Consider the following 20,663-nt stretch of genomic DNA (forward strand, 5'->3'; position numbering starts at 1 on the left):
TTTGATAATACTGACGATTACCATAATACTATAAGCTATATTCAGGGCTTTTTCTTACTTTATTAGCCGCGTCTCATCTGTAGGAACGTTCATGTCCAATCAGTTTCAGTTGTTCAAGCGCCGCCGTTTTAGCGCCATGTTTTTCACGCAGTTTTTGGGCGCGTTTAATGACAATATATTCAAACAAGCGCTCATATTGGTTCTTACCTATACCGCTGCCAGTCAGTTGGGTGTAGAAGTCAGTATTTTAAATAATTTGGCGGCAATGCTATTTATTCTGCCTTACTTTTTGTTTTCGGCATTGGCAGGACAGATTGCTGATAAGTATGAAAAATCAAAGCTCACACGATTTATCAAAATGCTTGAGCTGGTCATTATGGCAATCGCTGCGGTTGGCTTTGTCTTTGAGTGGTATGCGCTCTTATTTGTCGCCTTGTTTTTGATGGGGACGCACTCGACCTTCTTTGGACCGATTAAGTACGCGTATCTGCCCCAAGCTATGAAAGAAGATGAGCTGGTCGGTGCTAATGGTCTGTTTCAGATGGGTACGTCCTTGGCTATTCTTGTAGGTATGATCGTCGCTGGTATATTGACTCAGCTATCACAATCATTGTATTGGATCAGTGCCACGGTATTAGTTGTCGCTGTATTAGGCTATCTAGCGGCTCGTTATATTCCTAATATGCCAGCCATGCAGCCGGACCTCAAGGTCAACTGGAATATCATCACTACCAGTTTGTCCACGGTACGCTACTTATATTCGCTGCCGTTTTTATTCTTTGTCATTCTTGGCAACAGTTGGTTCTGGTTCTATGGGGCGACCTTTTTGACCCAAGTACCAGAGTTTAGCAAGGTGATTTTGCACGGTGATGAGTCGGTCGTTATCTTTTTATTGACGCTGTTTTCGGTCGGGGTATCGATCGGATCACTATTATGCAAATCGTTGACCAAAAATCAAGTGAGCTTACGCTTGCTGCCGTTCGGTATTGCTGGATTGAGTATCTTTGCTATTGATTTGTACTTTTCCCTATCCAGCTTAAACATAAACGTGAATAATGATGTATTGCTCGGTATTGGTGATTTGTTTGGTACGAGTGGTAGCTGGCGCGTTTTTGCTGATTTGTTCTTTTTGGGATTCAGTGGTGGTTTATATATTGTGCCTTTGTATGCCTCGATGCAGGCCTACGCCCCTAAAAGCCACCGCGCACGTATTGTGGGTGCTAACAATATCTTTAATGCGATATTTATGGTGACATCAGCGATTTTTGCGATTGTTATCTTAAACTCACTAGGACTAAGTCTACCGCAACTATTCTTGGTAACTGGTGTGCTCAATATTGCCTTTGGTACTTTTTTATACATTAAATTGAACAAGCATATCAAACATGCCGTCATTCAAACCAATGACGAGATAACCCCATAAGAGTGATCTTATAAAAAACAGTCCTATGAACAGGCAATATTGAACTTGGTTGGCTATAGCAATTGATAGTGCTCAAGATCATAATATTGATGCCGATAATTTGGATTGTTTGCTATAGTAATGTGCATAAAAGCTGTGTATAGGATTATTGCCTGAGAGCAGTCGCTAGTCTTATTTTATTGATAGAATTTAACGCCATCAGGAGTGAACCATGGCCCTGCGTCCCTTATCCAAAGTCGACCAATTACTACTTGGGGTCGACAAAGCATTACGAGCTGTCGTGCCAAACTCAAACCCTAGTGCGCGCCCGTTACCGGTGAGCAGTGATGAGATTCCTGAGCTGACCATCACTGAGGCGCGTCATGTCGCAGGATTGATGCGTATCAACCATACTGGTGAGGTCTGTGCGCAAGGTCTATACCACGGGCAGGCGTTTGCAGCCAAAGACACAGATGTAAAACAAGCCATGCAAGAGTCTGCTGAAGAAGAAGTCGATCATTTGGTCTGGTGCGAAACGCGCTTAAATGAGCTCGGTAGCCATGCTAGTGTCTTTACACCGCTTTGGTATGGCATGTCTTTTGGGCTGGGTGCAGTCGCAGGGGCGATCTCAAATGAGTTTAGTCTGGGGTTTGTCGCGGAAACAGAAGCGCAGGTCAGCGAGCATCTCCAAGACCATATTAATCAGTTACCACAACATGATCAGCGCTCAAGAGAGATACTGGCACAAATGGATATCGAGGAACTGCATCATCGCGAATTGGCTCTAGCGAGTGGCGGCGCTGCATTGTCACCACCTGTCCGCCAGACCATGCGCTGGATGGCCAATCGTATGAAAGCCACCGCTTATCATTTGTAGGTATTTGTAGATGAAGGCATCGTTGTTTTTATCACTAGTAAAGCGCGTACTGTTGAGCGTATCCAATACTAGCGATTAACATTCCTACCACAGATAGCGTAAAGCTTAATTTGCTAGGGTATTAAAAATTTGTACGATTTGGTAGTGACGATATATCCTGATGATCAACCGGCCAATGAATAAATAACGACTAAATAAATTAAACAAGGTAATGATTTCTATGAAAGCTATCTACTCTAATAATACTGCTGCCAAGTCACCGAACAAGTCACCGAAGCTTGCAACTTTGACCGCCCTAGCTGCAGCCTGTACGATGATGCTATCAGCACCTGTACATGCTGCAGAAGCTGACGCTACAGCTACTTCGGTACCCAGTGCTGTAGACTCGAGCAAGCGTGTGATTCGTCTGGCAAGGCCAGGTGCAACGGCCAGTACCGCTCAAGGTACAACAGAGGCTACTCCTTCTAATAGCACTCAGTCAGTTGATACTCAGCCAATGATGCCGTCAACCAACGCTCAGCCTAACCGTATTCCTTTGAGCACGGCACAGGCAGCGCAGATGATGCAATCAAGCAATACTCAACCAAATCGTGTACCTGTCAGCGCCGCTCAGCCACCAGCATCACAAATGATGAGTCCAGCTAATGCCCCCGTGATCAGCGGTACCACTCGCGTCTATGAGCCTGGTCCAATGTCTGCTGCCGGTATTGATCTTCGTAGCGGTCAGTTGCCAAATATTCCAACACCGCGAGTACAGCTTTCAGATATGAGCTTTGTTAAGACCGTACTGATTCCACAGCAAACTGGCCTAGGTACTGATAAACTCGACGTCAGCTTACTTGATGACTTCATTGCAGATGTATCGCCCAATGCTCGTCACTATCCACCAAACTTCCCTAACCGCACTCAGCGCCATTACACGCGCGAAAAAATCAAAGTCTTGACTGATTGGATCGAGCCATATGCCAAATCACCAAATGCCTCTTATGACGTCTTGCTCCGTGCAGCCAAACTAAATGGTATGGGTCGAAATCTAGATCTAGGCTCAGACTATACGGTGCGCGGCGGACAGTATGTCGACCGTGCCATCAAAATTCAGCCAAATAGCGGCGAAGCTAATTTCTTATACGGTATGATGCTATCAGAAGGTGGCGGGTTTAAGGAAGGTCAAAAGTATCTAGAGAAAGCGGTTTCTGTTGGTTATACCGAAGCTGAGCAAAGCTTGGCGCAATCAGACCTACTCAGTGATCGCCGTGCTAATGCATTAGAGCGCTTACGCCGTCTTGAGGGACAATACCCTAACAATACGGTTATCCCTCAACAAATTAAACTCGTTGAAGAGGGTAAGTTCTACATTTGGGATATTCCGGCACCTGATATCAATGTTAAACCTGGTGCGTAGGTTTAGTCTGCAGGTTTATGCCTAAAATGAGTAAACCACAGCACTAGCCTGGCACAATAGCTCCAAAAAAAGCGCCTTTGTTCTATTAACATAACCATTAATACAAACACAGGCGCTTTTTTCTGCCTGTTAGAATAACAATTATAACGCTTTAGTGGTTACCTCAGCTTATCTAAGCAAATACTCTCGGTGCTGAGCGTATTTTCTGATACCCAAAGTTAGTAACCGTGTTTAGCGATACTATTTGAAACTTACCGCTTAGTCATAGCACCTCAAATAACATAGTCTAATGTCACAAGTTGCGCTACACTCATTATAGTCAAAAGTATTTTAATTAATCTCTTCTCAAAACTACCCTTTTACTGGACTGACCTATGACTCCTGTTAGCCCTAGCAAGCATACGATGATATCCACCAATAAAAAAACGCCGTTTGTTACTTTAGTCGTATTATTGGTAGCGGCTACCCTACTATCAGCATGTAGTGTCGTCTCGGTAGAAAGACAAGCATCAGCCAAGACCATCTCAGCACAGCGCGGCAACATTGTCACTGATAATGAGATGAGCAGCGATACTGCATCTGCCTTGTTATCTGCAGGTCTAAATGAACAAGCTTGCTTGCAGCAATTTGAGTTGTGTTTGACCCAGCTTACCGACAGTATTTTAAATAAGCACTACCGACCTGCACTGGCTATTTTTGCAGAATTGCACTACGCAAAAGCGCGCCAGCTCGCCGATTCACAAAATTGTCGTAACGCCCTTGCTCGCCCGCCACTTGACCCCTATTATGCTAACGCGCCTTTGAGCGACGCTGATGCGAAAAAACAGCAAGACGCAACCAACCTATGTCTCAACAGCTATCAGGAACGACTATTTGACGCCGTAAAATCTAGCTATACCTATTTATTTTATGACAGCTTGACCCATGACTTTGAGGGTGCCGATAAGAGTTACAGCAGTGCCCACGCACAGACTCGCATCCCAACTGACAACGATATTCAGACCCAAGATATCTACAATGCTGCTAGCAATGATGTCATCACTCAGCTTTATCGATCGACAGAAGACGCCGATAAGTTGATGAATGACACAAAGGTCGAATACCTACCTATCCCTGCTGCTAAACGCGATAGTAGCGAGCAAGCAGCCATTGCCAATCGCGCACCGCTACAAGGCAAAGCGGTTGATCAGATCAAGGTCATGAATGTACAGGTAGATGGCTATAACCTTGGTATTTATTTACCAAATGAAAACAACTATCTGCAAAATGCTCATAAGCAAGACTCTGCACTAGCAGATCTAGTCTCCACTTATGAGCTGCGTCTGTCTGGGCTTAACTCTGTCAGTAAACGCCCAGGTTTGGGCATCAGTTTGGTTGCTTCATTGGATGATCGTTATACCACGACCATTCGTCAGTTACTCACGTCCTCTCTATCAGGTCGATTAGCCGATGATGATAAGAATAAAACAGAGAGTGAACCAAGCACTCGCATTTACCCTACAGGTCACCTACTGCTAACAGGCCTGATAAAACCAAGCGGTGATAGCGTATTGGATGTGCTGGGTAGCCGTCAGCTCGACGTTCATTTGTACAACCCTTACCAGACCGAAACTGTCAACGTCCTCAACGATAACTACCCTTTGGCTGCCAACTTTTCAGCAGGCTACGGCATGTGGCTCGCAGAAAACCAATTGGATAGTGTCGGCTACCTGAACTTGATCACGCGTCAGCCGGAGGCAAGACTGCCTAAACTCTTTATGCTTGAGCCTTATGATCCTGATAAGCGTGTCATCATTATGCTGCATGGTCTGGCCTCTAGTCCGGCAACATGGGTTAATCTGACCAACGATATTCTTAATGACGACAAACTGCGTGACAACTACCAAGTTTGGCAGATATTTTATCCAACCAACTTACCTATTTTAGAAAATCGCTATCAAATTCAACAGTTAATCAATAGTACTTATGAGCAGACGGATCCCAATGGGCAAAACCGCGCCAGTCAGAACAGTCTGATTATCAGCCACAGTATGGGAGCACTCATTGCCAGAATGATGCTATCTGATGATGATTTGGTTGATGACTTAGACAGACTGGATGACCAAGAGGTGCTGTCCAATAGCGAAAAACGACAAATTCGTGATGCACTCAAAGCCTCTTTCGGTGAAAAAGAACTCAAAAAACGGTTTGAGCTACAATCACTGCCACAAGTCGATACCGCTGTGTTTTTGTCCGCACCCTTTCGAGGTACTGACTATGCAGACCGCTGGTTTACACGTGCACTGCGCCGCATTGTCTATTTGCCAGTTGGGTTGGCGAAAACCGTCACTGACAACTTAGCCACCATTGCGACACAAGGCGATCTGGCGCAAAACCCATTAGGGGCCTTGTATTTACAAAACGGTGCCAGTCAGTTAAGCAACAAATCCTCTTTTATCGAACTAACCAAAGACCTGACGATTAATGACCGTGTGACCTATCATTCGATTATTGCCAATAATGATGCCGACATTACCCAAGGGCTGGCACAAACACAGCCAGAGGGTGTCAAAGTCGACCTATCTCAAGCGACAGAAAAAAATATCGAAGACGAGAATGCTAGTGTTAGCGTGACAGAAAACACATCAGATCAGTCAGATAATCCAACAGTCGCAGCGGTGACTGTCAATGATGACATTAGCCAAGCACTGACTGAACGCCTGTCAGATGGTATCGTCCCTTATACTAGCGCGCACTTAGATGGCGCTGCTTCTGAAACTGTTATCAGCGGTGGTCATAGTATCCAAACCAATCCACAGACTATTTTGACGTTACGAAGAATACTTCATAAACAGTTACAAGAATGATGTATGTTTTTGTTATCTATGGGTATCTGGTAGCGTGGATCACCACACAAAAACAGGGACAGTAGCTTCCTTAAACGATGTGGCTAATTTTTAAGCTATTGTTTTTTATAAAATTAGTATTATTTTTCAAGGGCGATTAGCAATTATTTCGATGACTGTTAGGTAGGTGACTGGCTACCTACTCGGGTTGCGTGACTATCTAGGGAAGCGCATAATATATCTATAGCACATGACTGTAATATATGAATTTATAGGGACATAAATTATTCAATCCAGCTAAACCGTGACTCACAAGCTTAGCCACAATTTATGCCTAATGTTGCTAACGTTTGTATCACCAAAAGCCATTGCCCGTAATCATTGTCACCTTGATCTATGTACAGTTACGGACAGTTACTTGAGCGTTGTACGGAAGCCAGCGCTATTCAGCTAACAGATGAGAGTAACCGTTTATGTTCGCTACATTTATGATTGACCAGCTCGATGCGCTGATGCTCGCTCGCATCCAATTTGCTTTTGTTATCTCGTTTCATATTGTCTTTCCTGCCTTCTCTATCGGACTTGCCAGTTGGCTTGCAGTGCTTGAATTTCGCTGGTTAAGAACTGGTAATCCTATCTATGCTGAAGTGTACAAGCATTGGGTCAAGATATTTGCCGTCGTTTTCGGTCTAGGTGTCGTATCTGGCGTGGTAATGTCATACCAGTTCGGTACGAACTGGGCTGTCTTCTCTGACAAGGCAGGTAACGTTTTAGGGCCACTACTTGCCTATGAAGTATTGACCGCATTTTTCTTAGAAGCTTCTTTTTTGGGTATCATGCTATTTGGCTGGGGACGTGTCAGCAAACGTATGCATTTTGCCTCGACTGCCATTGTCGCCATCGGTACGCTAATCTCGGGCTTTTGGATACTGTCTGCCAACAGCTTTATGCAAACCCCTCAGGGTTTTATGATGGGTGCAGATGGTCTGCTTTATCCAACCGACTGGCTTGAGATCATTTTTAACCCTTCGTTCCCTTATCGCTATGCCCATATGATGACCGCAGCATTCTTGACGACTGCCTTTGTCATCGGTGGTATTGGTGCTTACTATATCCAATCCAAAAAACACGCCGATCACCGTGAGCATGGTCGTGTGATGCTTGGTATGGCAATGATTATGGCTATCTTTGTCGCGCCAGCGCAGGTATTGATTGGGGATGAACATGGTCTAAATACGCTTGAGCATCAGCCAGCCAAAGTGGCTGCGATGGAAGGTATCTGGGAAGATGAGCGCGGTGCCGCTTTGCGACTGTTTGCGATTCCCGATCAAGAAAACCAGACTAATAAATATGAAGTAAAAATTCCTTACGTGACTGGTTTGATTCTTACTCATTCATTAGATGGTGAAGTCAAAGGCCTAAAGAACTGGGCACCCGAAGACCAACCACCGGTCATCATTGTGTTCTGGGCATTTCGTATCATGGTTGGTATCGGCATGCTTATGGTGCTGGTTGGTTTATTTAGTCTCTACAAATACTTTAAGAAACAACAATTCAATTCTGATAGCGTGTGGTTCCACCGTGCGTGGATGATGATGACGCCGCTTGGTTTTATTGCTCTATTATCCGGTTGGTTCGTGACTGAGACAGGACGTCAGCCTTGGACAGTATATGGGGTGATTCGTACTGCTGAAAGTATGTCTCCTCTTGCAGCGCAGCAAGTGGCTACGACACTAATTGGCTTTATTGTGCTCTATATATTTGTTTTCGGTGCCGGTAGTTTTTATATCTTACGCTTGATTGCTCAAGGTCCTAAGCCTTATACAGACCCTGCTGAAGACAACTTCTATGAGCACTCAGTAACAGAAAGCCAAGGTCGCGCATTGAGTGGCGATAGCAATCCTGCCAAAAATACTGAAGAGGACTTAGATGCGCCTGCAGATGATGTCGATGATGGAGGATTACGCTAATGTTTAACTTCGGTGATGTATTAGACTTACCTCTCATTTGGGGCGGATTGATTGCTTTATCTGTCTTTATCTATGTGCTGCTTGATGGGTTTGATTTGGGCTGCGGAATTTTGTTCCCATTTGCAGGCTCAGACAAAAATCGCAGTCGTATGATGAATTCTATCGCCCCTTTTTGGGATGGTAACGAGACATGGTTAGTATTAGGCGGCGGCGGTCTATTTGCCGCATTCCCTGTTGCTTACGGTATTATCATGACAGGTCTCTACCTGCCTGTGACTGCCATGCTTTTCGGTCTTATCATGCGCGGGGTAGCGTTTGAGTTTCGTTTCAAGTCATCGTCGCGTCGACATGTATGGGACACTTTCTTTTTTGTAGGCTCAGTCGTTGCTACCTTTTCTCAGGGCATTATGCTTGGGGCGTTGGTGCAAGGGCTAGAGGCCAGCAACCGTCTCTATACGGGTGGTCCGTTTGATTGGTTTACGCCTTTCTCGATCGTTTGCGGATTTGCCATGATTATTGGTTATGCCCTACTTGGCTCGACATGGCTTATCATAAAAACAGAACATACCCTACAAGTATGGGCGCGCAGAGTTTCAGGCTGGATGCTGAGCGCCTTAGTGGTAGCGATGATTGTTGTGACCGCGTTTATGTACTTCTCGGACATTGATGCGTTAGAGGGATGGTTTGGTTTTCCAGAGCTGCTATATCTTGCCCCTATGCCTGTCATTGCTGTGATTTTGTTCTTTGTCATGCGTAAAGACTTGAAGACCGAGCGTGAATATCGTCCGTTTTTATTGACGGTTGCGCTATTTCTGATGGGTTATATTGGTGTTTGTTTTGCGCTATTCCCATATATCGTACCGTATCAGATGACGATTTATGAGGCAGCGGCGGCGGATACTTCGCTATCATTTATGCTTATTGGCGCCGTTATCATGCTACCGATTATCTTGAGCTATACCGCTTTTGCTTACTATACGTTCAAGGGTAAATCTGATCATAATCCGATGTACTAATTGCTAATAGTGATAAGTAACGGATCAGCTAGGGACGGTGGCTATTACTGTTGATAGTCGATAGCCACTGTTCATACGCTAATCAGGAGAAAGATATGAAAAAGCTTAGTAAAAAACAATCTCAATGGTTATGGTTTATTGGTCTATATACAGCAGGGTTTTTAGTTGTGTTTACGATTGCGCAGCTCATTAAACTTGCTATGGGTGTTTAATAAACAACATCTGGGACTAGAGTTATTAATATTGAAGATAAATGTCGAAGCCCACAAAAAAGCAGCGTTGAATCATCAACGCTGCTTTTTTATGGGTTTTTGCTAAATTAGCTAGTCTGCTCTACCTTGGTGACTCTCCATATCATTTTGTTCAACAAAGTCATTTACTTGTGTCAGACGCTCAGGGGTGCCCACGTCTATCCAGTTATCCGTAATCACTTCAGCAGTAATCTGAAACTTAATCATCGCCTGCTTGAGCAGCGGCGCCAATGCAGCAGGCTGCCCTGGTACTAATCCCTCGACCAATGCGGGTGACATCACACTAATACCTGCAAAGGTATATTTGTCTGCGTCGCCAACCGGGTGCTCACTAGCCAGACCATTATTGATCGCAAAATCGCCACCATTGTTGTGCTCTGGGTTATCAATGAGTAGCAAATGCGCGCGCTGGTCGGCGCTCAGCACATAGTCTTGTAACTGAGCGAAATTGTAGGTCGTCCAAACATCAGAGTTGACCAAAATAAACGGCTCATCTCGCAGCTTTCCTGATTGTAGCGCTTGGAAGATACCACCTGCCGTCTCTAACGGCTCATCGTCCTCTACTGACCAATGCAGCGTGACTCCGTATTGCGACCCATCACCTAAGCTATCTATAAGTTTGTCAGCCAACCAAGAGGCATTGATTGTGATGTCAGTAATACCTGCTGCCTGTAATGCTTTGATGTGCCACACAATAAGCGGCTGACCACCGACCTCGACCAAGGGCTTTGGCGTCTCTAATGTTAATGGACGCAGACGTGTGCCCTTGCCAGCAGCCAAAATCATTGCTTGCGTAATCTTAGACGTAGATGTCGACATGTACGCTCCTTTTTATATTATTATTTGAGTACTCGTTATTTAAGTACTCATTGTTTCAGTGCTGAGTTTGACTGATGATTATTGTGGCGACTCATCCTAAGAACATGAAAGTGACGTGAATTTGTCCTGATATGCAGGTAGAACAGTCTCTTGCAACCACTGATTAAACGGTCGAACGGCAAGCGCTATGTCGTCACTTCCTTGTTCAGCCAACCAGTTTAATTCAATAATTAGATCACGCATCACCTTGGGAATATCCGCTAGATAGCGATCTTTGCCATCACGTTCAGATAATCGAATAAAAATACCCAATACCTTTAGATGACGCTGTACACCCATGACGTTCACATCGTTTTCAAATTGTGACGCAGTGTCTGCTGTAGATAGTGAGTTTTGCTGTTGTAACTGCCAAAAGTCGTTAATCCATGTAGACACTTGACGCTCTGGCCATTCGACATAGGCATCGCGTACTAGCGACACCAAATCATACGTGTAAGAGCCGATCACGGCGTCTTGAAAATCAATCACACCCAAACGTGATGTGTCCGCTTGGTCTTGCATCAGGTTGCGGCTATGATAGTCACGATGGACAACTACTTGTGGTTGCAGTAGGATGGCATTTATCAATGTGGTTTTCAAATTCTCCCATACCGTCTCGTTTAGATCGACGCCGATATAAGGTATAAACCATTCGCTAAATAGGTTCATCTCACGATCGAGCAGCGCTGTATCGTAATCTGGCAACTGGTATTCAGATTTTGCAGTCTCAACGGGTACCGTTTGCAACGCTACTAGTGTCTGCATTGCCAGTTGATAATAGTCGTTGATTTGCGCTGGCGCTGCGTCTGTGAGCAGATGCGCAAACTCTGTAGCACCAAAATCTTGTAGTACCAAAAACCCTTTTTCCAGATTTTGCGCGACGAGCGTCGGTACATTGATGGCAGGCGACATGAGCTTGGCGACATTGATAAACTGACGCATGGCATCTTGCTCGTCAGCAGAGTCCATAACAATATAGCGCGTACTTTCTGACTCATTAACTCCTGATAGTTGAATACGATGATAGCGACGGGCGCTCGCATCACCAGGCAAACTCTCCAAATTAAAAGCTTTATCTGTAAATACTTGCTGTAACCACTGCTCTAGTTGTTGTTGGCGATTGTCGTTATTGTTATCGATCATGTCAGGCTCTATAGTCATTTTATCAGTCATAATGGGTGTCGTTGGTTAAATATAAATCATAAATAATTAAAGTAGTGATAAGTCAGGCAAATACTTGCTAAAATAGCCCTGTCCTGGGCCGCAACATCAGCGCCAGTAGACGTATAAAGATATTACTTAGTGTTTGATGCTCAACTGAACGCTCTATCTCGTTCACAATCAGCTTGCTTATATTATAAATTTTGGTAAATAGTGTAGCTGATTTGGTTTTTTTTGACTATGATTAGTCGTCATTATATGTAAATAGCCAAACTCTTGAGACGACGCTACCAATAAGTGATCTTTTAGCCGCTTGTTGACAGTGATGTGTTGTCGAACAGTATGGCTATGCAATTCAGTATCGCAATCCAATAGGCTCTGCAATCATAGGTGTGCCCTTGTTATATTCTCCGCTTTACCAAAGCATTCGTTTGATCTTATTTGGTGCCTTAGGCTTTTCTAGTCTATCTGTCAGTGCAGCTATCAACGATGCTGACACCCAGTCAACTGAGCCATCAATGAGCAGTGCGAGCAGCTACGCCTCTGACGACTCAGACTCAGACGCTGACTCAGAGCTAAGCATCACAGCAATTAATGAAGCCGATGATACGTCATCTTTACAACCCGTAAATACAATGGACAGTGCTCCAAAAATCAATGACACACGGGCCAGCACGACCATTACACCTAACCGCACAGTAACAGATAACCAACAGCTCGATACTAGTGATGAGAGCATTCAAGCCAGCCTCACGCGTTTGGCAGAATTTTATGAGCTCACGCCAGAAACAGACACTTCTGCCTTAAATAATGTCGATGAGGTAACGATCGTCGAATCAGAGGATACTCAGAGCACCCTAGCACCAGCAGCCCAAACCATTCCAAAAGTCGGTAAAGACTTACGGCTACTTCCAAGTGCGGTAGATAGCGCGCAGCGCTGTGAAGGTCAATGGGTCTATCCAAAGAGCAACCCTAATTACCAGCGTGCTGTGAATGAAGCTGGTGCTGTGAATGGACAACCTATTGCTGATGTAGATAGCGTACCGAATAACCAAGCGCCCCTGTTTACAGAGTCAGACTATGGTTATTACAATAATATTAACTATGCTGAACTGTCAGGCAATGTCAAAGTCGATCAAGGCACCCAGCACATTGAAGCAGAAAAGGTCGTTATTGACTTGAGTAACGGCGTTGCCGCTGCACAGGGCAAGGTTATGTTTACTGATCAGGCAACTGGAAAATCAGTCAAAAGTACGCCAAACCGCTCTCAGGCGAGCCTCAATGACAGAGCAAGGCAAGGCGGTCTGATTGGAGTCGCAGATAGCCTGAACTATAATACAGAAACTGGACAATCAACGGCCAATGATGTGGCTTTTGCTAGTGTTGAGTTACAGGCACATGGTTATGCTAAGCGCTTAAATAAACCCAACGATAGTGAGTACGAGTTGGACGAGGTAATGTTTAGTACCTGTCCCCCTACCAATCGTAAGTGGCAGTTCGATGCCAAAAGTATCGATCTAAACACCGATACTGGACGCGGTGAAGCTTACGACACTACCTTTCGCATTGCTGACGTACCTGTATTTTATCTTCCCTACTTTAATTTTCCCATAGACAGCCGACGTAGCAGCGGGTTTTTGTTACCTAGCGCTAGCGTGAGTAGTGAGAGCGGTGTCGAGCTTGATGTGCCTTATTATTTTAATCTAGCACCCAATTATGACGCCACGCTCAACACTCAAATATATACCAACCGCAACCCTATGTTGTCAGGCGAGTTTCGCTACTTGACCGAAAATTATGGTGAAGGGATCGTTAGCGGCTCTTACTTGCCTAACGACAAAGAATTCAATGATGAAGATCGTAAAAGCTTATTTTATGATCACTATTGGTCGTCCAAAGATATTCCACGCTTGAGTGCGGATGCCAAATATAGCTACGTTTCGGATTCAGACTATCTTGACGATTTTGATAATTTAGGTTTATCAGATAACACCATCAACCTACCACGCCGTGCTCGCGTTAATTATTACAATGACTATGTCGATGGTGAGCTAAAGGTTGAAACTTTTCAGACGCTAGATGCTTTTACCGATGATGGTGAGGCGTTAGAAGACAAGGACAAGCCCTATTCACGTCTACCACAGCTCAAGCTTGACTATAGACTACCGTGGGCAAAGAACTTTGACATCACTGGCGTACATGATTCTGCCTATTTCAAAAAGTCTATCGACGATGGTTCTGAGGATGAGAAGAGCGGCGCACGTATCTATAATAAACTGAGCGCCGTTTACCCGATGGAGAGATCTTGGGGCTATATTAGACCGAAGCTAAGCTTGCAACATCTCTACACCTCATATGATGAGGACAGCTTAGCAGATAATGATATTAGTGAGGAAGATGGTAGCCAGTCCGTATTCGTGCCACAAGCCAGTATTGATGCGGCGCTGAACTTCTATCAAGCAGGCTCACCTTTCGGTGCTTTTGATGACACTATGGGTGGCTACCGCTTGCTCAGTCCACGAGTCAAATACACGTATTCACCGTACAAAAACCAAAACGATATCCCTAACTTTAATACTCGTATTGCCTCTATCAACTATGAGCAGCTATTTTCGGACAGTTGGTTCTTAGGGCATGATCGCTTGCAGGATTTGCATTCTATTACGCCTGGCGTCAATTATCGTTACATCGATGCAACGGGTGTGACACGTTTTGATGGTAGCATTGCAGAACAGTTCTATATAGATGATGGACGTGTAACGCTTGATGATGAGCAACGAGTTTTCAACTCCTCGTCTTCGGGCATGGTATGGGATACCAGTACGCAACCTTACAATAATTTTTGGGTTGATGTCAGCGGTGCGCTGACTAACGACTATGATTTGAACTATATTACGACTGAGCTACGCTATCAACCCTCAGACAATAGCTTATTCAATGTGGGCTATGTTAAACGTCAGCGCGACGAAAATACGGATCAGTTGCCATTGTCTGCTTTTACGGCCTCTGCTGTTTTCCCTATCAATAATAGCTGGCGGATATTGGCTCAAGGTCAATATGATTATAATAGTAATAAGATGCTCGATTCACTTATCGGCGTTGATTACGAAGATTGTTGCTTTGGTTTTGCAGTTTATGGTCGTCGTTACTATAATGATCTAAATGTGAAAGACGAACCAACAGAAGCGGTTATGGCAGAGATACGGTTGAATGGTCTTGGTAGTGGCAGCAGCCGCTTGACACGATTGCTCGCTGACAAAGTGTTGGGCTTCGAACCTGTTCAGACAGCATGGAAAGACTAATACACTTTTTGCTAGTGTGACCTATTATTTAGACGAATATTTGTAAGACATTACTTGAACCCCTATTATGGACAACGCTGTCGAATAATCGATTATTAACAGTATTGGATAGCGTTGACCAACTACCATCCGATGCGATGACATTGATGAGGAGCATCATGAGATTTTTTTCTTTACGTCAAACCAGCCGTGCTGTACTGCTATCTACGGGCGCTAGCCTTGCGCTTACCTTAAGTGCTCAAGCAGCCACTGTAAAACCTGCAGCAGTACCAGCATCGTCGACCGCCGAACAAAGCACGGCAGCTCGTTTGACACCTGCTACTAGTACAGATGGTATCGTTGCCTTAGTAAACGAAAATGCCATTCTAAAAAGTGAGCTGGTCAATGCTATTACGCAGACCCAAGCGCGTGCACGAGCAGCAGGAGAACCTATTGCCAACTCATCGCAGCTACAGTCTGAAGTGCTAAATGCTCTGATCTTGCGTGAACTGCAATTATCAATGGTAAAACGTGTCGGTGTATCGCCTGATGAAGCGGATATCAATCAGCGCTTGGCTCAGATCGCTCAAGCTGAAGGCATCAATAGCATCTCGGGACTGCAGCAACGTCTAGATGCCGCCCGTCCTGGTAGCTACGCTGCGCTGCGTGCTCAGCTTATTGAAGAGGCTTCTATCCAAGCACTGCAGCAGCGTCAAATCAGTCGCCGTGTGCGCATTAGTGAACAAGATATTGATGCCTTTTTGGCTTCACCAGAAGCAAAGCGTCTAAACCAAAGTGAATATCAAACCGTACACGTCCGTGTTCCCTATATAGATGACTACAGCCGCTTGTCAGAAGCGCAGCGCGCAGAAGCCTTAGCAGTGGCTCAAAACTTACGTACTCGCCTGCTTGCGCCAAACGTCAGTGTCTCTGAAGCTGTTGCGGCAAGTCAAGGAAGCTACCCTATTCCTATTCAAGGTGGAGATATGGGCTTTCATAAAGCAGCCTCTCTACCTACAGAGTTATCGAGTAAGATAACCAAGCTTGATGTTGGCGCAGTTAGTGAGCCACTATTAACACCTGAAGGTATCGATATCATCAAATTGGCTGATAAAAAGGCCAGCGATACAATGCTCATACCGCAGTGGCATACTCGTCATATCTTGGTGAAAGTAGATGAACTTCAGACTGATGCGCTTGCTGAACAAAAAATCAACGACCTGTACGACCAATTGCGTAGCGGTGCTGACTTTGCTAGTTTAGCGTCGACTTATTCAGATGATCCCGGCTCAGCTGGGCGCGGTGGTGATCTAGACTGGGTCAGTGAAGAAGATATGGTTGGCCCATTCGAAGCCACTATGAAAAACACGGTAGTTGGTGATTACTCTGCACCGTTCAAAACTCAGTTTGGCTGGCACATACTAAAAGTCGATGGCAAGCGTGAGCAAGATGTTAGCGAACAGTATCGTCGTAATATGGCACGTCAAGCATTGTATCAGCGCCTAGCGCCGCAAGCCAAAGAAGACTGGTTACAAGAGCTACGTGCAGGTGCTTACGTCCAAGTGTTGGGCTAATTACCTATTGTTTGAGTACTCGGCAATAAGTAGTAATACCATTATCAGACAGCTTAACGAAAAAAGGGTATGTGCAGTAGCATGTGCCCTTTTTTTATTGCATACACTACGTCAGAAAATGGGGAGCTCATGAAGAGTACAGCAGATAAAATAGCTGAAAGAATGTATGAACTTAATATTACACAAGCAGATATAAAAAGAGCCACAGGTGCAGGTAAAGCGACTATATCAAGCTGGATAAATGGTTATACGAAACCCTCAAGTCTATATATTTCTAAACTAGCTACCTGTTTACGCTGCACTCCCAACTGGCTACTTGCAAATGATGATCAGAAAAACAATATCTACGAAACTGCTGAAAATCCTTTTATAGAATGCCAAAGTAAAGGGATGACTCCTATCATTAGCTGGACAATAGCTGCCAACTTTTCTGGTAATATACCGACTATAATAGACCCTATAGTTGATTGGACACCTAGGCTGCCTCATCTGTCTGAACAGGCTTTTGGTCTTATTATTCAAGGGAGAAGCATGTGGCCTGAATTCAAACCTAAAGACATTATTTATGTAGAACCAAAAGTAGTTTTAACAGACTTAAAAGATGGCGATTTAATCATTGTTCGCGATAATGACAATAAACAAGCTAATTTCAAACAAGTGATTATTGGTGAGGACAAATCCGACTTATACCTAAAGACTATTAATCCTGATTGGCCACATCAATCAATGCAACCAATGGCTGATTTCACACTAATTGGAATAGTTGATAGCAAACTAGTCAAATACAGATAACTGAATATTATAATTAGTCTGTAAACAACCTATTATCTTTCCGAATCGTACACAAAGAAAAGCCCCGAACCTAGGGTATATTATTGATAACGCCTAGTAACTTCTTATACTCTATAATAATCCTCAAAGCCATTGTAAATAAAGGATTAAGCCAGTATCATATAACCTATGATAACGCCTAGAAACTTGTCTAAACATTCTATTACTGGGCACCATATTGGGCACCAACTATCACGGTGCCCACTGGAAGGAGTACCAAATGGCTAAGCAGTCCAATAATCTACCATCTATTAAAGACGAGTCCGCAGACCATCAGCAAGTACGCTTGCAACCTATTGAATATGATAAGCAAATAAAAGCTAAGCCTTTGATGAGTGCAGACTACGAAATCAACATAGCTGGGTGCGATGGTTTGCTATTGAGAATTAGACCCAGTGGCAAAAGAGAATTTAGGCACCGCTACACTCACCCCATCATAAGAACCAAAAGAACGCGCTTATCTATAGGTGACTATCCAGCCGTCAGTTTGAAGCGTGCTAAAGAGCTGTATTACGATAATTTATCTTTATTGGCTGATGCTATCGACCCAAAAGAACACCGCGAGCAGCAACAAAGAAACCTTGAAAACAGCTATAACAACACTTTTAAAAAAGTTGCTGAACAGTGGTTAGAGCGTAGATTAGCTGTAGGCAAAAAGCCTAGCGTATCTACATTAAAAACCTACAATCGAATGCTGAAATATATCAATGCTAAGTTGGCTGATGTACCTATCGACCAATTAAAGATGACTATGCTATTAACGTTCTGCCAAGACTTGCAAGAGGAACGCGGTATAGAAGTAGGACAAGATGCAAAGACAGTGCTGAACTATGTCTTTGACCATGCTGTCAATCGTGGACTGGTAGAGCTGAACCCAGTAAGAGCATTCCCTAGTAGAAGTTTAGAAGCATCAGCCAATAAGCCCAAGCCAGCAATTACTACTCCTAGTGAGTTTGGGCAACTGCTTAGAGATATTGACCAAATGACACCTAGGCAGCCCTCAACAATCACAGCCTTAAAACTATTAGCATTAACCTATGCTCGCGTAGGTGACATATGCGCTATGAAATGGGCTGACATAGACTTCAACGCTAAACAATGGACTTTTGAGCCATTGAAAGGCAAAGGGCGTAAGGACATGGTAGATGAGTTAGTCATACCACTGGCACCGCAAGCCATTGCCCTATTGCAAGAACAGCATAAACAAACGGGCAACCATGAATTTGTATTCCATAGTCCAAAAAACAAGAAAGGAATATTACCTACTGGCAGGATTAATTATGCGCTCAACCACTATGGTAATGATGGTAAGACCTATCTAGACATACATACGCCACATGGTTTTCGTGCCAGCGCTAAGACTATGCAAATGGAGCGCCTAGGTTATGACGAACTCATTACTGAAATGCAGCTAGGGCATAAGATGATTAATAAGTATGGCAGAGCATATAGCCGTTTTAAGTTTATCGAAGTAAGAACCAAGATGATGGATGAATGGGCGGACTATATCGACAAGATGCGAGCCAATAAGATAGACAATGTTATCTATGCAAACTTCAAACATGCAGAACAAAAGCAGGGATAACACTCTGCTATAACAACTATGCAGGGCTAGGACTAATTACCCGAACGGCAGTCATTTATACACCTTAAGACAGCCAGCGCCTTGCACCTTCTCTTATAAAGGTGTGTAAAGGTGTAGATTATGGAAAAAAAGGATAATAATATAAATGACTATATTCAAATAACATTCTTTCTAAATACTTTTTCTATCCATATAGAAAAATCAATGTATGACACTATTAAATATTTGAAAGTAAATGAATTCCATACATTAATCGCATCCTACAACTATGATTACTTCAGCGAAGTATTAATAAAACTAGGAAAAGAAAATATGGAATGTCAGAAAGTAGATAAAAACACTACAGATTATTTCGACCTTATACAGGATGTGTATTGTTACGATGAACTATTCAGCAATAAGGTTATAACTGACTTCGAAGAAAACTTTCATAATGGATGCTTTTATAACAAGTACGAGCTCATGTCTTTAGATTTCATTAAAAACACTGGTTATGACTTTGATAATAAAGAAATGTTACCTAAATTATTTGATGAATTTATACAGAGAAATAGTCAACAATTTATAGACCAAGGATCACCCAAAAATTCTAATTTTGACACTCCTAGTTGGGGACAAAGAGAGTATTTCAGCAAAGATCATCTAACAGTTCACGACATAGCTTGCATGTTATCCAATAGTGACACTGAAAGCATAAGAAAATATGAGAATGAAACTTTCTTCACTAGCTTTTTTTCAGAATATATTAAATATAAGCTATTTATTGAAAACGCTATTGAAGAAAAAAATTTATTAATGGATGATAAATTTCGTATAAGTAATACTAATGTGAAAAAATTCCTACATAGTAATGGCTATACCCTCAAAGGTTATAATGACTGGCTTACTATTGAACCAGCTAAACCCTTATTAGATAATAAAAATGATCAAAAACTAAAGAATGATAATCAACTACTTAAAGAAGCAGAATCTAGTATAAAAAAACTTGAAACAGAAATAGCAGAATTAAAAGTTCAGTTAGATTTGCAAACCATTGCGTTAACCAATAACAAAGAGCTAGCTCCTAACTCACAATCTGGCGTAGCGCGTATGCTATACGCTATATTAACAGAGCATAGTTATGATCTATCGCCACTACAAGGTAAGGGATTGGCAAATGACCTGATTGTAACTGCCTCAAAAGATCATAAAACGCCAGTTACTCGAAACTTCGTAGCAAGTTGGCTTATAAGAGCTAGACAAGCCAAGATAGATAACGCAAAGTAATCTGATTATATAAATATTTCAGGGTCACGTGACCGTCATGTGACCTTATAACTCATGTCATCAAACTATATTATTCACTTACACCTTAACAGACGTTATCTAGGAGTAAGTGAATATGTTAGACATTACTAACAGCAATCAGCCCACCACTACGAATGAACAGCCGACACCACTAAACCCCCAAGGCTATTCACGTATCAAGCCCACTGCCGAACTAATCGGACTTCACCACCAAACGCTAAGGCGCTGGTGGAAAGCTGGCAAATTCCCCAAACCAGTAAATGTAAACGGTGTTCCTATGTTTAGGAATGCTGATCTATTAGCATTTCTTAAGCGCCAACACTTTAGTAGCGAGGTATAAGCC

At 43.4% G+C, this 20,663-nt stretch carries 15 protein-coding genes; 13 read left to right on the forward strand and 2 right to left on the reverse strand.

Annotated elements, in window-relative coordinates; translation table 11 throughout:
* Nucleotides 1-91 precede the first annotated feature (91 nt).
* From AC5JPO_RS04530 to AC5JPO_RS04560, 7 genes are all read left to right on the forward strand, one after another.
* Nucleotides 92-1,423 (forward strand): MFS transporter, encoded by a 1,332-nt coding sequence (locus AC5JPO_RS04530; RefSeq protein ID WP_443524544.1) that lies wholly within the window; start codon nt 92-94, stop codon nt 1,421-1,423.
* Nucleotides 1,424-1,640: 217 nt separating this feature from the next.
* Nucleotides 1,641-2,279 carry a 2-polyprenyl-3-methyl-6-methoxy-1,4-benzoquinone monooxygenase gene (gene coq7, locus AC5JPO_RS04535; protein ID WP_493844442.1) on the forward strand — a complete coding sequence of 213 codons (639 nt, stop codon included), beginning with the start codon at nt 1,641-1,643 and terminating at the stop codon, nt 2,277-2,279.
* A 220-nt stretch (nt 2,280-2,499) separates the two neighbouring features.
* The gene (locus AC5JPO_RS04540; RefSeq protein ID WP_493853396.1) at nt 2,500-3,681 is read left to right on the forward strand and encodes a tetratricopeptide repeat protein; all 1,182 of its coding nucleotides are present in this window, start codon (nt 2,500-2,502) and stop codon (nt 3,679-3,681) included.
* Nucleotides 3,682-4,055: 374 nt separating this feature from the next.
* Nucleotides 4,056-6,527: an esterase/lipase family protein gene (locus AC5JPO_RS04545; protein WP_493853397.1), complete on the forward strand. Its 2,472-nt coding sequence runs from the start codon at nt 4,056-4,058 to the stop codon at nt 6,525-6,527.
* Between the two features lie 452 nt (nt 6,528-6,979).
* Nucleotides 6,980-8,476, forward strand: coding sequence for a cytochrome ubiquinol oxidase subunit I (locus AC5JPO_RS04550; RefSeq protein WP_442967625.1), 1,497 nt, complete (start codon nt 6,980-6,982; stop codon nt 8,474-8,476).
* The gene (cydB, locus tag AC5JPO_RS04555) at nt 8,476-9,492 is read left to right on the forward strand and encodes a cytochrome d ubiquinol oxidase subunit II (RefSeq protein ID WP_443524549.1); all 1,017 of its coding nucleotides are present in this window, start codon (nt 8,476-8,478) and stop codon (nt 9,490-9,492) included. Before AC5JPO_RS04550 ends, cydB begins: the two co-directional genes overlap by 1 nt.
* A 95-nt stretch (nt 9,493-9,587) precedes the next feature.
* Nucleotides 9,588-9,704 carry a DUF2474 domain-containing protein gene (locus AC5JPO_RS04560; RefSeq protein ID WP_423725573.1) on the forward strand — a complete coding sequence of 39 codons (117 nt, stop codon included), beginning with the start codon at nt 9,588-9,590 and terminating at the stop codon, nt 9,702-9,704.
* A 111-nt stretch (nt 9,705-9,815) separates the two neighbouring features.
* On the opposite strand, the gene murU is transcribed toward AC5JPO_RS04560, so the two are convergent.
* Both murU and AC5JPO_RS04570 read right to left on the reverse strand, forming a co-directional pair.
* Nucleotides 9,816-10,562, reverse strand: a complete 747-nt coding sequence (murU, locus tag AC5JPO_RS04565) for an N-acetylmuramate alpha-1-phosphate uridylyltransferase MurU (protein WP_493853398.1) — start codon at nt 10,560-10,562, stop codon at nt 9,816-9,818.
* A 96-nt stretch (nt 10,563-10,658) separates the two neighbouring features.
* A complete protein-coding gene (locus AC5JPO_RS04570; RefSeq protein ID WP_493853399.1) occupies nt 10,659-11,774 on the reverse strand; it encodes an aminoglycoside phosphotransferase family protein in 1,116 nt (371 codons plus the stop codon).
* 386 nt (nt 11,775-12,160) lie between these two features.
* Between AC5JPO_RS04570 and AC5JPO_RS04575 the strand changes: the two genes are divergently transcribed.
* The 6 genes from AC5JPO_RS04575 to AC5JPO_RS04600 all read left to right on the forward strand — a co-directional run bounded on the left by AC5JPO_RS04575 (nt 12,161) and on the right by AC5JPO_RS04600 (nt 20,660).
* Nucleotides 12,161-15,064 (forward strand): LPS-assembly protein LptD, encoded by a 2,904-nt coding sequence (locus AC5JPO_RS04575; RefSeq protein ID WP_493853400.1) that lies wholly within the window; start codon nt 12,161-12,163, stop codon nt 15,062-15,064.
* Nucleotides 15,065-15,222: 158 nt separating this feature from the next.
* A complete protein-coding gene (locus tag AC5JPO_RS04580) occupies nt 15,223-16,617 on the forward strand; it encodes a peptidylprolyl isomerase (RefSeq protein WP_493843522.1) in 1,395 nt (464 codons plus the stop codon).
* Nucleotides 16,618-16,746: 129 nt separating this feature from the next.
* The gene (locus AC5JPO_RS04585; RefSeq protein WP_493852557.1) at nt 16,747-17,409 is read left to right on the forward strand and encodes a LexA family transcriptional regulator; all 663 of its coding nucleotides are present in this window, start codon (nt 16,747-16,749) and stop codon (nt 17,407-17,409) included.
* 259 nt (nt 17,410-17,668) lie between these two features.
* Nucleotides 17,669-19,033, forward strand: a complete 1,365-nt coding sequence (locus AC5JPO_RS04590; RefSeq protein ID WP_493853401.1) for a tyrosine-type recombinase/integrase — start codon at nt 17,669-17,671, stop codon at nt 19,031-19,033.
* Nucleotides 19,034-19,153: 120 nt separating this feature from the next.
* On the forward strand, nt 19,154-20,299 hold the full coding sequence (locus AC5JPO_RS04595) for a hypothetical protein (RefSeq protein ID WP_493853402.1): 1,146 nt from the start codon (nt 19,154-19,156) through the stop codon (nt 20,297-20,299).
* 115 nt (nt 20,300-20,414) lie between these two features.
* Complete coding sequence (locus AC5JPO_RS04600) at nt 20,415-20,660, forward strand: helix-turn-helix transcriptional regulator (protein WP_493853403.1); 246 nt, start codon at nt 20,415-20,417, stop codon at nt 20,658-20,660.
* The last annotated feature ends 3 nt before the right edge of the window (nt 20,661-20,663 follow it).

Source organism: Psychrobacter sp. H25, assembly GCF_059076335.1.

Coding starts and splice junctions, on each gene's coding strand:
- AC5JPO_RS04570 (WP_493853399.1), bottom strand. CDS start 11,774: ATGACTGATAAAATGACTATAGAGCCTGACATGATCGATAACAATAAC.
- AC5JPO_RS04600 (WP_493853403.1), top strand. CDS start 20,415: ATGTTAGACATTACTAACAGCAATCAGCCCACCACTACGAATGAACAG.
- AC5JPO_RS04550 (WP_442967625.1), top strand. CDS start 6,980: ATGTTCGCTACATTTATGATTGACCAGCTCGATGCGCTGATGCTCGCT.
- AC5JPO_RS04540 (WP_493853396.1), top strand. CDS start 2,500: ATGAAAGCTATCTACTCTAATAATACTGCTGCCAAGTCACCGAACAAG.
- AC5JPO_RS04545 (WP_493853397.1), top strand. CDS start 4,056: ATGACTCCTGTTAGCCCTAGCAAGCATACGATGATATCCACCAATAAA.
- AC5JPO_RS04580 (WP_493843522.1), top strand. CDS start 15,223: ATGAGATTTTTTTCTTTACGTCAAACCAGCCGTGCTGTACTGCTATCT.
- murU (WP_493853398.1), bottom strand. CDS start 10,562: ATGTCGACATCTACGTCTAAGATTACGCAAGCAATGATTTTGGCTGCT.
- AC5JPO_RS04530 (WP_443524544.1), top strand. CDS start 92: ATGTCCAATCAGTTTCAGTTGTTCAAGCGCCGCCGTTTTAGCGCCATG.
- cydB (WP_443524549.1), top strand. CDS start 8,476: ATGTTTAACTTCGGTGATGTATTAGACTTACCTCTCATTTGGGGCGGA.
- AC5JPO_RS04595 (WP_493853402.1), top strand. CDS start 19,154: ATGGAAAAAAAGGATAATAATATAAATGACTATATTCAAATAACATTC.
- AC5JPO_RS04560 (WP_423725573.1), top strand. CDS start 9,588: ATGAAAAAGCTTAGTAAAAAACAATCTCAATGGTTATGGTTTATTGGT.
- AC5JPO_RS04585 (WP_493852557.1), top strand. CDS start 16,747: ATGAAGAGTACAGCAGATAAAATAGCTGAAAGAATGTATGAACTTAAT.
- AC5JPO_RS04590 (WP_493853401.1), top strand. CDS start 17,669: ATGGCTAAGCAGTCCAATAATCTACCATCTATTAAAGACGAGTCCGCA.